This is a genomic window from Acinetobacter sp. IK40, assembly GCF_035615075.1.
In the GTDB taxonomy this organism is placed as follows: Bacteria; Pseudomonadota; Gammaproteobacteria; order Pseudomonadales; family Moraxellaceae; genus Acinetobacter; species Acinetobacter courvalinii.
This window is the reverse complement of the sequence record NZ_JANBOE010000005.1, coordinates 240,156-254,912: the sequence shown is the minus strand read 5'-3', so window position 1 is coordinate 254,912 and position 14,757 is coordinate 240,156. Positions and strand designations below refer to the sequence as shown.

At 45.5% G+C, this 14,757-nt stretch carries 15 protein-coding genes; 7 read left to right on the top strand and 8 right to left on the bottom strand.

Annotated features, from left to right (window positions below; genetic code table 11):
- Window positions 1–8: 8 nt before the first annotated feature.
- Window positions 9–644, bottom strand: a complete 636-nt coding sequence (locus MSG93_RS11125) for a response regulator transcription factor GacA (protein ID WP_004773961.1) — start codon at window positions 642–644, stop codon at window positions 9–11.
- A gap of 210 nt (window positions 645–854) precedes the next feature.
- Between MSG93_RS11125 and pbpG the strand changes: the two genes are divergently transcribed.
- Window positions 855–1,919, top strand: coding sequence for a D-alanyl-D-alanine endopeptidase PBP7/8 (gene pbpG, locus MSG93_RS11120; RefSeq protein ID WP_324621869.1), 1,065 nt, complete (start codon window positions 855–857; stop codon window positions 1,917–1,919).
- A gap of 126 nt (window positions 1,920–2,045) precedes the next feature.
- Here the strand turns inward: pbpG and thrC are convergent, their stop codons facing one another.
- The 4 genes from thrC to xerD form a co-directional block, all read right to left on the bottom strand.
- Complete coding sequence (gene thrC / locus MSG93_RS11115; protein ID WP_324621868.1) at window positions 2,046–3,185, bottom strand: threonine synthase; 1,140 nt, start codon at window positions 3,183–3,185, stop codon at window positions 2,046–2,048.
- A 107-nt stretch (window positions 3,186–3,292) separates the two neighbouring features.
- Window positions 3,293–4,594 carry a homoserine dehydrogenase gene (locus MSG93_RS11110; protein WP_004773963.1) on the bottom strand — a complete coding sequence of 434 codons (1,302 nt, stop codon included), beginning with the start codon at window positions 4,592–4,594 and terminating at the stop codon, window positions 3,293–3,295.
- A 129-nt stretch (window positions 4,595–4,723) separates the two neighbouring features.
- The gene (locus MSG93_RS11105; protein WP_005281034.1) at window positions 4,724–5,539 is read right to left on the bottom strand and encodes a DsbC family protein; all 816 of its coding nucleotides are present in this window, start codon (window positions 5,537–5,539) and stop codon (window positions 4,724–4,726) included.
- Between the two features lie 124 nt (window positions 5,540–5,663).
- Window positions 5,664–6,584, bottom strand: coding sequence for a site-specific tyrosine recombinase XerD (gene xerD / locus MSG93_RS11100; RefSeq protein ID WP_262476380.1), 921 nt, complete (start codon window positions 6,582–6,584; stop codon window positions 5,664–5,666).
- Window positions 6,585–6,733: 149 nt separating this feature from the next.
- Between xerD and MSG93_RS11095 the strand changes: the two genes are divergently transcribed.
- From MSG93_RS11095 to ftsW, 6 genes are all read left to right on the top strand, one after another.
- Window positions 6,734–6,994, top strand: a complete 261-nt coding sequence (locus MSG93_RS11095; protein ID WP_005226344.1) for a FeoA family protein — start codon at window positions 6,734–6,736, stop codon at window positions 6,992–6,994.
- Entirely contained in the window at window positions 6,991–8,844 is a 1,854-nt protein-coding gene (gene feoB / locus MSG93_RS11090) for a ferrous iron transporter B (RefSeq protein WP_324621864.1), read from the top strand. The genes MSG93_RS11095 and feoB overlap by 4 nt, the downstream gene beginning before the upstream one ends.
- A gap of 12 nt (window positions 8,845–8,856) precedes the next feature.
- Window positions 8,857–9,108 (top strand): DUF6587 family protein, encoded by a 252-nt coding sequence (locus MSG93_RS11085; protein WP_312050521.1) that lies wholly within the window; start codon window positions 8,857–8,859, stop codon window positions 9,106–9,108.
- Window positions 9,109–9,162: 54 nt separating this feature from the next.
- Window positions 9,163–9,453, top strand: coding sequence for a hypothetical protein (locus MSG93_RS11080; protein WP_312050520.1), 291 nt, complete (start codon window positions 9,163–9,165; stop codon window positions 9,451–9,453).
- A gap of 114 nt (window positions 9,454–9,567) precedes the next feature.
- Window positions 9,568–10,920, top strand: coding sequence for a UDP-N-acetylmuramoyl-L-alanine--D-glutamate ligase (murD, locus tag MSG93_RS11075; protein ID WP_324621861.1), 1,353 nt, complete (start codon window positions 9,568–9,570; stop codon window positions 10,918–10,920).
- 17 nt (window positions 10,921–10,937) lie between these two features.
- Entirely contained in the window at window positions 10,938–12,131 is a 1,194-nt protein-coding gene (ftsW, locus tag MSG93_RS11070) for a putative lipid II flippase FtsW (protein WP_005226348.1), read from the top strand.
- Between the two features lie 51 nt (window positions 12,132–12,182).
- Here ftsW and gluQRS read toward each other — a convergent pair whose 3' ends face one another.
- The 3 genes from gluQRS to cpdA all read right to left on the bottom strand — a co-directional run bounded on the left by gluQRS (window position 12,183) and on the right by cpdA (window position 14,755).
- Window positions 12,183–13,115, bottom strand: coding sequence for a tRNA glutamyl-Q(34) synthetase GluQRS (gene gluQRS / locus MSG93_RS11065; protein WP_324621859.1), 933 nt, complete (start codon window positions 13,113–13,115; stop codon window positions 12,183–12,185).
- A gap of 3 nt (window positions 13,116–13,118) precedes the next feature.
- Window positions 13,119–13,649 (bottom strand): RNA polymerase-binding protein DksA, encoded by a 531-nt coding sequence (gene dksA / locus MSG93_RS11060; RefSeq protein ID WP_005226351.1) that lies wholly within the window; start codon window positions 13,647–13,649, stop codon window positions 13,119–13,121.
- 290 nt (window positions 13,650–13,939) lie between these two features.
- Entirely contained in the window at window positions 13,940–14,755 is an 816-nt protein-coding gene (gene cpdA, locus MSG93_RS11055; RefSeq protein ID WP_005226353.1) for a 3',5'-cyclic-AMP phosphodiesterase, read from the bottom strand.
- Window positions 14,756–14,757: the final 2 nt, after the last annotated feature.

The window sequence follows — 14,757 nt, the reverse complement described above, 5'->3', positions numbered from 1 at the left end:
TAAGTATTTTAAGGTTTAATCAGTCCATAGCGTATCGCAAGATGCGTCAGTTTGACATCACTATCAATCGCCAGTTTTTCAAAAATACGGTAGCGATAAGTATTTACCGTCTTCACGCTGACAAATAATTTATCTGCAATTTCCTGTGCGCTGATACAGTTCACCACCATCATCGCGACCTGCATTTCACGTTCTGATAAAGCATCAAAAGGAGACTGCTGGGTGTCAGAAAGGTAAGAACTCGCCAGTTGCTCGGCAATATCCGCACTGAAATACTTGCCGCCTTGCATGACTTTATTGATCGCACGGACCATCTCAGAGATTGGCGCACCTTTGGTGATATAGCCTTTGGCACCTGCTTTGAGTAAAAGGGATGGGTAGGGCTCTTCCGCCAGACCGCTGACAGCAATGACCTTGGTTTCAGGTGCACTCTGCAATAAACGTCGCGTTGTCTCAACTCCACCAATGCCAGGCATATTCACGTCTAGCAATACCACTTGGGGATGTTTCTGGCGAACCAGCGCAATCGCTTCTTCTCCAGATTCAGCTTGTCCGATCACCTCGACATCGGGGTGGTCTTCGAGCATACGGCAAATCCCGGTGCGCACGAGTTCATGATCATCAACAACGAGAACAGTGATCAAGAAGACCTCCTTTTTTCAAAAACACTGGTTTTTTGTTACATAAAGCAAAATTAGCTTGCAATGAAACGACAAAATTAGCAATCCTATTCTTCGTTTTTAGAGAATAGTTGTACACAATTGTGTCTACAAAAGCTTTACCCGATTTGTTCAAATGTAAGGCATAATGGTGGTAAGCGCAAATGTGCAGCGTCCTGAGTTGAGTATTGTGTCGTGAAAAATTCTAAAAAATCTATCATGCATGTTCTAAGCATGTCTATCTTGTTGGCGTGGAGTTCAACAAGTTTTGCTGAACTGGTTGTGAATAACAATCCAGCTGCTTCGCGTGCGAGTGGTTCAGCAACCTTAAACTGGTCAGCAAGTGATGCGAGCCAGTTAATGGAAGATGATGAACCCTTAGAGATTGGTCCTCAAGGTTCAACCTCTGTGACCACAACATTACGTAACGGTGGTTCAGCTTCAATTTCATCCTCAAGTGCTCCGCAGCAATCGACACAGATTCGCGATACGTTTGGCTATAGCAGCCAGCCATCAGTGAATGCACGTGCTGCGCTGGTCATGGATGCACAAACAGGTGAGGTGCTGTACAGCAAAAACAGTAACATGTCGGTTCCGATTGCTTCAATTACCAAATTGATGACTGCGGTGGTGACTGCTGATGCGCGCTTAAACATGTCGGAAGAGATTACCCTTGAGTCGATTGATTTCGCGGGTGCAGGCGGTAAAAACTCAAGCTCAACCTTACGTGCTGGCGATAAGATGAACCGTGCTGAAGCATTGTTGTTTGCCTTGATGAAGTCTGAAAATCCAGCGGCGGCGGCATTGGCACGTACTTATCCAGGTGGTCGTCCTGCATTTATTGCAGCGATGAACGCCAAAGCGAGGCAATTGGGCATGACTTCGACACGTTATGCTGAGTCAACCGGGCTTGATCCGCATAATGTCTCTTCCGCACGTGATTTAGGCATTCTGGTAAGTACCGCTTCGCAATACGGTCTTATCCGCCAATTCTCAACCACACCAACCTATGACTTCAACCTTGGTTACCGTGTACTCAAGTCGAACAATACCAATGCTTTAGTCCGTAATGGTGGCTGGAACATTAACCTGTCAAAAACGGGTTATATCAATGAAGCCGGTCGTTGTGTGGTAATGCATACGACGGTGAATTCACGTCCCGCTGTGGTCGTGTTATTGGGTGCACCAAGTTCACAAGCACGCAATAGCGATGCAACCAATTTATTAACCTGGTTAAGCAGTTTACCAAAACGTGTTTAATGTCGGTTGATGTAAAAAACGCTTCATCAGGAAGCGTTTTTTTTATGGCTAGAAATGACTGATTTTAAGTGAACCCATAAAAAAACCAGTTGCGGGCAACTGGTTTTTTTATTTCAGACTTGATGCTTACATATTTGAAAGAATAGAGTCTTTAACCTGATCCATGGTTGCATCGATGGACAACATCACGGCATCAGCACATTGCTTGATTGCCGTATCAGGATCTTTTAAGCCATTACCTGTCACGGTACATACGATCACAGAACCTTCAGCAATTTTACCAGCCTTGATGTCACGGATTGCACCGCCAATTGAAGCGGCAGACGCAGGTTCTACAAATACGCCTTCGTACATTGAAAGTAAACGTTGCGCTTCCAGGATTTCGCTGTCCTGAAGCTCATCGAACCAGCCTTTAGAGTCACGTACCACTGCTTTGGCATGGTTCCAGCTTTGTGGATTACCGATACGGATTGCAGTTGCAACTGTTTCAGGGTTTTCAACAGGGGCACCACGTAAGAATGGTGCAGCGCCAGAAGCCTGGTAACCCACCATAGTTGGCAGGCCTTCTGGTTTAGGACCTGTGAACTGATCTGTCGCCGCGTCATAAATCACTTGCTCGAACTGATCTGCAGGTTGGTTGGCAACAGCTTCGGTATAACCCATCCAGTGTGCGGTGATGTTCCCCGCGTTACCGACAGGCAAGCAGTGATAATCAGGTGCACGATCCAATGCCTCCACGATTTCATAAGCAATGGTTTTTTGACCTTGCAAACGATACGGATTGATCGAGTTGACAATCGTTACAGGTGCCTGATCAGCCACTTCTTTGACCAAACGCATACCATCATCGAAGTTACCGCGGATTTGCATGGTGATCGCGCCGTACATCATTGCCTGCGCCATTTTACCCATGGCAATTTTGCCTTCAGGGATCAACACGAATGCTTTAATGCCTGCACGCGCTGCATAAGCTGCCGCTGCTGCTGAAGTATTACCGGTAGAGGCACAGATAATCGCTTTAGAGCCTTCTTCAACTGCTTTGGTCACCGCCATGGTCATACCACGGTCTTTAAATGAACCGGTTGGGTTCAGACCTTCGTATTTCACATAAATTTCGACGTTTTTGCCAATAATACGTGGAATGTTCTCGAGTTTAATCAGTGGAGTATTACCTTCACCTAAAGAAATTGCGCGTGTAGTTGCAGACACAGGTAAACGGTCACGATAACGATCTACAAGACCAGTATAACGATTGGCATTCGACATGATGGTGTTCCAATATAAGGTAGAGAAAAAATCCCGCTCAACAGGCTCCCTTTCAAAAGAGAGCAGTTCCATTCTTGAGTGAAGAAGGGTGAGGGGATTTAAACTGATTAACTATCGAGCGATTCTAAACGAATTCTCACGATTTCGCCACGAATTGCAGGTAATGCTTGAATTTGGGCAAGCGCTTCGTCCATTTTAGATTCAACTATCGGATCGGTTAAAATCACGATTGGAATCAGGTCTTTTAAGCGCGATTGCTGCATGATGGCATCAATACTGATACCAGCACGGCTCAGAATGGTCGTCACATCTGCCAATACACCGGTTTGGTCTTCAGCATTGAGGCGAATGTAATAACCAGTGGTCATTTCTTCACGGCTGAGGATTGGCACATTGGTGAGTGCTTCAAAGGCCAGCTGAGGAATTGTTCCAGCGCCATCTTCGGTATACGAAATATCACGCACGATATCAATCACGTCTGCAACCACAGCTGAAGCAGTTGGACCAGCACCAGCACCAGCCCCGTAATATAAAGTCGGGCCAACGGCATTGGCTTGCACCAGTACGGCATTTTTCACGCCATTGACATTGGCAATCAATTCTTCCGCAGGGATCAGGGTTGGATGCACACGTAGCTCAATGCCTTTGTCGGCACGGCGTGCAATACCCAAGTGCTTGATACGGAAACCAAGTTCTTCTGCATATTTCACGTCCTGAGCGGTGATTTTGCTGATGCCTTCGGTATAGACCTTATTGAACTGTAACGGGATACCAAATGCACATGAAGCTAAAATGGTGAGTTTGTGTGCAGCATCAATGCCTTCAACATCAAAGGTTGGGTCCGCCTCAGCATAACCAAGTTCTTGCGCTTCTTTTAACACATCTTCAAAAGCACGACCTTTTTCACGCATTTCAGTCAGAATGAAGTTGCCTGTACCGTTAATGATGCCAGCAAGCCATTCAATATGGTTGGCTGCAAGACCTTCACGGATGACTTTAATGATTGGAATCCCGCCTGCAACCGCTGCTTCATAAGCAATTTGCACCGCATTGTCTTCTGCTGCCTTAAATAGCTCATTACCATGCTCAGCCAGTAATGCTTTATTGGCAGTCACTACCTGTTTGCCATGTTTAATGGCTTCCATGATGACTTCATACGCAGGATGAATGCCACCCATGACTTCGACCACCACATCAACATCAGGTTGACGTACGATCTCCATCAAGTCATCGCTTTGTTTAATTCCTTCGAGTTGTAAATCTGGACGTGGACGGCGTGTGCCTACGTGTGTAATTTGAATTTCTCGACCGGTACGGCGTTTAATTTCCGCAGCATTTTCTTGTAGTAATTTAAGGGCTCCACCACCTACAGTACCAAGACCGAGTATCGCCAGACGAACTGGTTTCACGTCACACTCCATTATATTCAATCATTTTAATGAAGCTTGATCATAGCTAAAAAAATGCGGAGACACTAGGGCTAAGATCATCTTTCATCTGTCGCCCGGGTCTTTGTTATTTTAAAAGGAATATTTACCTTATTTGTTTAAGCGTTGAACAATTTCTTCAGGGGTCATGTAACCACCTAAATATTCTCCTTCAACGTTATAAATCGCTGGCGTGCCATTTACACCCATGTTTAGACCCAGTTGGTATTGATCACGAACCGGGTTCTTACATTCTGCAGCAGTCACAGGCTGACCTTGAGTTGCTTGCTCAAATGCAGCCTTACGGTCTTTACTGCACCAGATGGCCTGCATGGTTGGCATGAATTGTTCGCCACGTGGCCATGCGATATAACGCACTTCAATACCTTTGGCATTAATTTCAGCCAAGTGTTCATGCAATTTATGGCAGTACGGACAGCTTGAATCGGTGAACACATAAATCACATGTTTGGCTTTACCGCCTTGTGCCGGATAAACGATCAAGTCTTCAGTCTTGAGGGAAGCCAAATGCTTTTTATTTTCGGTGGCCTGTAATGCATCACTGACATTGTGCAGTTGCTTGTCACCTAAACGCACCACATCACCCTGAATAATGTATTGGCCATCAGCGGTGGCATAGACCGAACCCATTCCTTCCAGACTTACCCAGTACAGGTTGGGTACTTCAGTTTTCTTGACGGCAAGAATTTTGGCATTGATGTTGGCTGTCTTGAAATGTTTTTCTAATGTAGAGACTAAACGCTGCTGTGCATTACGTTCATTTAAGGTTGAAGCTTCACCTGTCGCAGGTGCACTTGCCGTGAGTGCATCTTGTTTTTGTGCTGAATTTTCTTTTGAGCAAGCACTGACGAATAATGTTGATGCTAATGTACAAGCAATTACAAGCTGAGACCGAGTAAACAACATATAGAACCTTTTTGTACGTTTTAAGGGCTTTAGCATACCAAAAAAAAACAATCACTTCGTTAAATCTTGCTGATGCTGTGTGAACGAGACCAAGTTTAAGACCTATTCAGGACAGACGGTGGTTTTAACCGCGTGGGTGGTATTTGCCATGTAACTCTTGCATACGATGTTGAGCGACATGGGTATAAATTTGCGTGGTAGAAAGATCGCTATGCCCCAATAACATCTGTACCACGCGCAGGTCTGCGCCATGATTGAGTAAATGGGTGGCGAAGGCATGGCGTAAGGTATGCGGTGATAATTCGGCCTGAATATTGGCCTGCAAGGCATAACGTTTAATCGCGTACCAGAAATTCTGACGACTCATGATGCCGCCGTGCTGGGTCAGAAATAAATAATCGGTGCTGCTTTTATACAGTTGCGGGCGTGATTCCAGCAAATATTTTTCAATCCAGTCACAGGCGAATTGCCCCAAAGGCACCAGACGTTCTTTATTGCCTTTACCGGTAATCCGTAAGTAGCCTTGTTTTAAATTGATCAGTTCAAGTTTCAGGTTGAGTAATTCTGATACGCGCAATCCACAGGCATACAGCACTTCGAACATGGCACGGTCGCGTAGGCCTAGTGCAGTGCTGGTATCAGGTGCATTGATCAATGCTTCAACATCTTGTTCAGACAGATCTTTAGGTAAGGCCCGTCCAATCTTAGGAGAATGATGTGTCGCAACGGGATTGTCGTCCCGGAGTTTTTGTTCGCGTAAAAATTTATAAAATTGCCTTAAGGCAGAAAGGCAGCGGGCAATTGAACGGGGACTTTTTCCAGCCTTGGTCAGCGCAATCAGCACATCTGCAATATCGTCACTCGACCATTCGGGTAGGGTGGCAGTTCGATGCAATTCACTACATTGGATCAGGTCCGATAAATAGGCATTACGGGTATGCGGGCTCACTGTTTGAGCGACTAAATAATCACGAAAACCCTGTAAAAATCCGAGATGTTCCGGAATATTAATGGCGGCTGGGATACGTGGTTTTTTATTTAACATAATGGACTTGCTGAACCTTCGTGTTTGCACTGTAAAAGAAAAATGAATTGTTGTCGAACTGTCAAAAGGGTAAATGCCATTGAGATTGTTTTTGGTAATTATTCTCATTTGCTTGTATACTATAATAAAGAGCGTAAAGGGTTAGAGCGGTGCGATTGTCAGCATTAAAAGTCAAGCAGATAGCGGTGATCACGAAAGTGGATCGCTTGGTCGATGAGACACAACAGCCAGATTTAGTTGCGGTTCGTTTAGAAAGTTTAGGCTTTGTGCCTGGTACACAAGTGCAAGTGATTACTAAAGGTATTTTTGGCGGTGATCCGATTCTAATCCAGCTCGGTTTTACGCGTTTTGCGTTACGAAAGGCGGAAGCTGATAAAATTGAAATTCAACTTGAAGGAGCACCTGCATGAGTGATGCGTTACGTGTTGCCCTTGTGGGAAATCCAAACTGCGGTAAGACATCTTTATTTAATCATTTAACTGGAACGCGCCAAAAAGTTGCCAACTATGCGGGCGTGACGGTTGAACGTAAAGTTGGACATTTTCAGCTTCCTTCTGGAAAGTCCGTGCGTGTGCTGGATTTGCCTGGGACTTATAGTTTACAAGCCACCAGTCCAGATGAAGAAATTACCCGTGACGTCTGTCAGGGCAAAATCGCTGAAGAAGGCCAGCAAGATGCCTTCCTGTGCGTGGTCGATGCCACAAACTTAAAGCTGCATTTGGGTCTCGTGCTGGAAGTGATTGAACTGGGTCGTCCGATTCTGGTTGTATTGAACATGATGGATGAAGCACGCCGTCGTGGTATCCAGATCAATACCCAGAAACTTTCACAGCGTTTAGGTGTACCAGTTGTGGAAACCGTGGCGGTGCGTAACGCTGGTATCGAAAACCTATTACATGCCTTAGATCAAGAAAAATATTCTGTTCCACAGACCGAATTAAGTGGCTTGACCGGGACTCACCATCAGAAAATCGATATGATTTTCAAGGATGTGGTGAACTTTGTTGATCAGGAAGACAAGCGTACCGATTTCCTCGACAAAATTTTCTTACATCCGGTTCTTGGCTTAGTTAGCCTTGCAATCATGATGTTCATTGTCTTTCAGGCCGTGTTTGCCTGGGCGGCGCCGTTTATGGATGGCATTGAAGAATTCTTTGCCTGGTTCGGTGAAGCATTAGGCGAGCATATCTCCCAGCCTTTGCTGCATAGTTTGGTGGTTGACGGGATTATCGCGGGTGCGGGTAGTGTGGTGGTGTTCTTGCCACAAATCTTGATTCTATTCTTCTTTATTTTAGTGTTGGAAGAATCGGGCTATTTACCGCGAGCCGCCTTCTTGCTGGATAAATTGATGTTTAAAGCAGGCCTAAGTGGTCGTGCCTTTATTCCATTGCTGTCAAGCTTTGCCTGTGCGGTGCCTGGCATCATGGCCACGCGGAGTATCAGTGACCCGCGTGATCGCTTTACCACGATTATGGTTGCGCCATTGATGACCTGTTCGGCACGTTTACCGGTCTATGCCTTATTGATTGCTGCCTTTATTCCAAGTCAAACGGTATGGGGCATTTTCAACCTGCAAGGTCTGGTGTTATTTGGCCTGTACATGTCGGGTATTGTCAGTGCGCTCTGTGTGGCAATCGTGATGAAATTTTTGCAGAAAGATAAATCACAGCATGCATTGTTACTGGAGCTGCCAAGCTACCGTATTCCGGATATTCGCAGTGTCGGGATTGGCTTGCTGGATCGCGGTAAGATCTTCTTAAAACGTGTCGGTGGCATTATCTTTGCCCTGTCAATTTTACTTTGGTTCTTATGTACTTTCCCGCAAGCGCCAGAAGGGGCGACTTTACCTAACATCGATTATAGTTTTGCGGGAATGTTAGGGCATCTGCTTCAGCCAATATTTGCACCAGTTGGCTTTAACTGGCAGATCGTGGTTGCATTAATTCCGGCTATGGCGGCACGTGAAGTTGTGGTTGCCGCTTTGGGTACGGTATATGCCTTATCGGGTGCGGATGATGATGCAATTGCACAGGGCTTGTCGCATCTGATTAGTGCGGACGGTACGGGCTGGTCATTGGCGACAGGCTTGTCGTTATTGGTGTGGTTCATTTACGCGCCGCATTGTTTAGCGACCTTGGCAACGGTACGCCGTGAAACAGGTTCATGGAAACATGTATCGATAATGACGGCCTACCTGTTTGGTCTGGCCTATTTAATGTCTTTCTTCACTTACCAGATTGCATCACGCATTTGGGGGTAAAAGGAGTAGCTTATGTTTGAGTACTTGATTGTTGCTGTATTGGTGCTGTGGAGTGCTGTTGTGGTCTTTAAGAAGGTATTTCCTCAAACAGCAGGTTCAGCATTCTTAGCCTTGTCTAATAGCTGTCAGCGTATGGGCTGGCAGCGTTTGGCCGTATGGTTAAAACCTAAAATGGTGGCGGGTTGTGGGGGAAGCTGTGGCTGTTCAACCGATGAGGCTGAAAGCAAAAAAACAGAGTCCGTGCAAACTGTGAAATGGCGTTGATAAAACTCAAAATGCCCATCCTAAGATGGGCATTTTTTTGGAAACAAGAAAAAAATGAATCAGACTCAAATCAGTAAAAAACAACTATTAAGCCCTAAACATAAATTGATTTTATTGGGCTTTATCCTGGTGGTGACCTTGCTTTATCTTTCTGCTTTGTTTAAAGGTCTGAATATTTATAAAGAAACTCTCTCCTGGCTTATTTCATGTTTAATCTTGATTTACCTATGGCTAAGACCAGAATTCATTGATCTTAAAATCAAAGCTTATGCATTTAAATCTGTAGATTGGTTAGGGGCCGTGATCTTGGCTTTATTGGGGATTGGCTTTTTTATACCTGCTTAAGCTTTTACGCACTGACACAAAAAAGATTGAATAAAACCAAAACTGAAAAAGCATTTAAAACAGTAAAGTGCTAACATTTTTGCCATTCTGTGATCTGCGAAAAATGGGGCAAAAATGTTAATACAGCGCGGTGGATTAAAAGTTGTAGCTGGCTTGGGAATTTCCGGTGTATCCGCGGTTAATTTTTTACACGAACAGGGCTACCAGGTTGCAGTCACAGACTCGCGTGCAACCCCGCCAGGACATGACCAGATTCCAGCAGGTGTGCGGACCAGCTTTGGTCAACTGGATACGGATCTTTTATTACAAGCAGAAGAGATTATTCTGAGTCCGGGGCTGGCACCGCAACTTCCAGAAATTCAGCAAGCAATGGAAAAAGGCATTGCAGTGGTGGGGGATATTCAGTTATTACGCCGTGCTACAGATGTGCCGATTGTTGCGATTACAGGATCAAATGCGAAAAGTACTGTCACCACCTTAATCGGATTGATGGCTGCAGATGCAGGCAAGAAAGTTGCTGTCGGTGGAAATCTGGGCCGCCCTGCATTGGATTTACTTAAAGATCAACCTGAATTAATCATTTTGGAGCTATCGAGCTTCCAGCTTGAAACCACATCACACCTGAATGCAGAAGTGGCTGTGGTGTTGAATATGAGCGAAGATCATCTCGACCGTCATGGCGATATGCTGGGTTATCATAAGGCCAAACATCGCATTTTCCAAGGTGTGAAAAAAGTGGTGTATAACCGTGACGATAATCTGAGTCGTCCTTTGGTGCCTGATGTGACTCCGATGCAGAGCTTTGGCCTGAATGCACCTGATTTAAATCAATATGGTGTGTTACGTGATGCGGATGGCAGCATGTGGCTGGCCCGTGGCAGAGAACGTTTGCTGAAAACCTCGGAAATGTATATTCAAGGCATGCATAACGTTGCCAATGCGTTGGCCTGTTTGGCACTGGGGGAGGCGATCGGTTTACCGATGGCTTCGATGTTAGAAAGCTTAAAGTATTTTAAAGGTCTGGAACATCGTTGTGAGTACGTTCAAAGCATTGACGGCGTACGTTATTACAATGATTCGAAAGGTACCAATGTCGGTGCGACCCTTGCTGCGATTGATGGTCTGGGTGCAGCCATTGAAGTAAAAAATGGCAAACTGGCATTGATTTTGGGTGGTCAAGGTAAAGGACAGGACTTCAAGCCGTTACGCGATGCCATTCAAAAATACGTCAAGACTGCGATTCTGATTGGTGAAGATGCAGCAGTGATTGAACAGGCAATTCAAGGTACAACCGTGATTCAGCATGCTGCCAGTCTGAAAGAGGCAGTGGCAATGGCACAAAAAGCGACTCAGGCAGAAGATGTGGTATTACTTTCACCGGCTTGTGCCAGCTTTGATATGTTTAAAAGCTATAATGATCGCGGACATCAATTCGTGGTATGTGTGCATGCCTTGAATGAAAAATAAGACCTAGGAACAGAACTATGGCTGACTTGGCCCAAAATACGGTACAGAAGATTTCGCAATTGCTAAATCGTTTACCTAAGCTACCTGCAGAAATGACAGCACGCAATATCTTGATCTTTTGTGTGATTTCGCTGCTATGTTTCGGTTCGATCATGGTCGCATCGGCGTCGATGCCCTATGCGGAATATATCCATGAGAGTCCTTTTTACTTTCTCATTCGTCACGGCATTTCGATTGTGGTTGCTGCCGTGGTGGCATTTTTAACCTATCGGGTTTCCTTGAATCTGTGGTTTCAGAATGCCTTTCCTTTGTGGCTCATTACCATCGTTCTGCTCTTGGCGGTACTGGTGGTGGGTTCTGAAGTGAACGGTGCGCATCGCTGGATCAAGATTGGCGGCTTTACCTTGCAGCCAACCGAAATTGCCAAGATTGTCATGGCGATTTTCACTGCGGATTATGTGGTACGCCGTGCCAAGGAAGTACGAACGCATTGGAAAGGGCTATTGCGTTTAAGTGGTGTAATGGCCTTAACCGTGGGCTTTATCGTCGCTGAGCCTGACTTGGGTGCAACCGTCGTGATTGTCTTGATGATGGTCGGTGTGTTCTTCTTGGCAGGTGCACCAGCGACTCAGTTCCTGATTATGTTGGGTGCGATCTTTGCGGGTGTCAGTGCGCTGATTATCTTCGAGCCATTCCGCTTCCAGCGCCTGATTTCCTTTACCAACCCTTGGGCAGATCCATTGGGCGTTGGTTATCAGCTCTCGAATGCCTTGATGGCCTTTGGTCGTGGTGAGTGGTTTGGTACGGGCTTGGGGCATAGTGTGCAGAAGCTGTCTTATTTACCTGAAGCACATACCGACTTTATGTTGGCAGTATTAGGCGAAGAATTCGGTTTCTTTGGTGTGTCTGTGGTGATGATCCTGTCATTTACCATGCTGGCATGCTGTATCCGTATCGGTCATCGTGCCTTGCAGCACAATTATCTGCGTGCAGGCTATCTGGCTTATGGCATCAGTATCATCTTCCTGATGCAGATTCTGGTTAATGCCGGGATGAACATGGGTCTCATGCCAACCAAAGGTCTGACCTTACCTTTCATTAGTTATGGTGGTACCTCGTTGATGATGTGTGCGGCAATGATTAGCTTAATTCTGAAAATTGATGCATCGACGCAAGAGCTGAACCCTGTGAAAGAAGAGTCGAATTTCTAGCATATTCAAACCAATAAAAAGCCCTGTCATGACACAGGGCTTTTTTATGACTTATAAATAAGTACCGCTTAAATGAATGCCTTTGGGGATCAACTCAACATCCCATTGCTGTACTGCCTGTTGTAGCATGATACGTGGCTGATCAAGTTCAACCGAAGCTTGCCCCAAAGCTAAAATTGCCTGTTGCAGAAGTTCGGGTGCCTTGCTGATATCGAGGGCCTGTGCCAGATTCTGTTTAGACAGTTTTTGCCCCTGATCATTCATCGCCAGCGGTAGGTGCATATAATTTAGGGTGGGATAATTTAATAACGATCCTAGCCAGATTTGTCGGGCAGTATTATCGAGTAAATCTGCACCGCGAACCACATGGGTAATGCCTTGTCGATCATCATCGACCACCACCGCCAGTTGATAGCTGATAATGCCATCACGACGCTTCAAGACAAAATCGCCTAACTCATTTTGCAAGTTAGAACATTGTTGGCCTTGTAAGCGGTCCTGAAAGCAAATCAGTTGATCCGTGACTTTTAGACGAATCGCCTGATGGGCAAAATCCAGATTCAGATTGCGACAGGTACCTGCATAGATGTGATTGGAACCCAACATCTTGCGTGTGCATTGGCAAGCGTAAATGGCTTCTGATTGCTTGAGTTGTTCAAGCACCTGCTCATAAAGATCTAAACGGTCTTTCTGGAAAATAATCTCGGCATCCGGTTCAAACTGGAAGGCATCAATGCAGGAGAGGATGTGTGTTTCGCTATGGGGATAAATGCGGGGAATGTCAGTATCTTCAATACGGACTAGCCATTTGCCATGATTGGCTTTGGCATCACAATAACTGGCCACTGCAGTGAGCAGCGAGCCAAAATGCAATGGGCCGGTTGGCGATGGCGCAAACCGACCCACGTAGCGACAGCAATCTGGTTGCTGTTGGAAGCATTCTGGCGAAACAGCTGCTTGCTGTTCCGCAGTATGTTCAAGCATGGTTTAACCGTTGTTTTGCTTTTCTTTGATTTCAGCCAAAGTTTTGCAATCGATACATAAAGTCGCAGTTGGGCGAGCTTCTAGACGACGTAAGCCAATTTCGATACCACAGGTTTCGCAGAAGCCATAGTCTTCGTTTTGAATCGCTTCAATCGACTGTTCAATTTTACGAATGAGTTTGCGTTCACGGTCACGTGTACGTAGTTCAATCGCAAATTCTTCTTCTTGCGTTGCCCGGTCATTGACATCAGGAAGAGCACTTGATTCGTCTTGCATGGTATTCAAGGTACGATCAACTTCAGACATTAACTCAGCTTTCCATGCATTTAAAATTTGGCGGAAATGCACAAGTTGTCCTTCAGACATGTATTCTTCATTTTTCTTCGGCTGATACGGCGCAATACCAAATAAGCTCGCGGTTGTACCACCTTCTGAAGCTTTCGGTTTGGTTTTACGTACGCGCTTCACCGCTTTCTGATCGTCGATCACTTCGGTCTGTTCGTCCAAGACTTGATTTTGGTTGTCATTCGCCATATAGGGCATTCCTCATCTTACACGTACTATCTATACGCAAAAAATATGGTGATATGCAAGTGTTTTTATAGAAACCTACGATGGTTTTTTCCATCAAGGGTCGACATCATATAGAGTTTTTGGACAAGATGGTAGTCATTCCCGTCCAGATTTTGTGTGAATTCGTCAATGTAATTTGTAATCAAAAGTTTTAGGAACTGCTGCTATTTCAACCATACATGGTGTTATCGGCTAAAACGCCATAAACAAGGTATGAAATGCAGACAAAAGCGATTCCCTTGGCCCATTGCCTAATCATATCCCAAAACTTCAGAACTACTCATGCGCTGCGAAGTGGGTAGCCGATAGACTTGTGTTTCCAGTTCTCCATTGGCTTTCAGGCGGATTAAACGGTAGCCTGGGTGTTCCTCATCCAGCGCGAATTTTTCGCTTTTGGGTCTGAACTGAATACAGGTCGATGGGGTGGACAAGAACTCAACGCCTTGCCAGGTATTGACTGAATCCTGATGCACATGCCCGCAGATAATCGCCTTGACATTGGAAAACGGCTTGATGGTATCGAGCAGGTCAGATGAGTTTTTTAACTTATGCTGATCGATCCAGGCGGACTGCATGGCAAAAGGGTGGTGGTGACAGGCAATAATCACATGACGATCATGTAATTGAGTCAATAATCGGGTTAAGTGCTGTAACTGGATATCGCTAATTTTGCCATCAATACGCTCAGGTTGGGCGCTATTCAATAAGATCACGCTCCATTGGCCTAACTCGACCACGGTCGGTTGGGTTGGATCTTGCTCATGAAAGGGGAAATGCGTGACATCATCATGATTACCGGGAGTATGAAAAAAAGGAATCCCCAAGCTTTGCATGTGTTGTACATAGCGTTTATAGGTTAAAGGTGTCGGCGACTGGGCCAGATCACCGGTATGGATGATCAGATCGATATGCGGATGCTGCTGGCGCATCAAGTCGATGACCGCATGAAAACTTTGCTCGGGTTGCATGCCGACAAATTCGAGGTGGGGATACTCTAATAAATGTGTATCGGTAATCTGTATCATCACAAAATCTTGCTGTGATAATGATGAGACCTGGAAAGTCACCG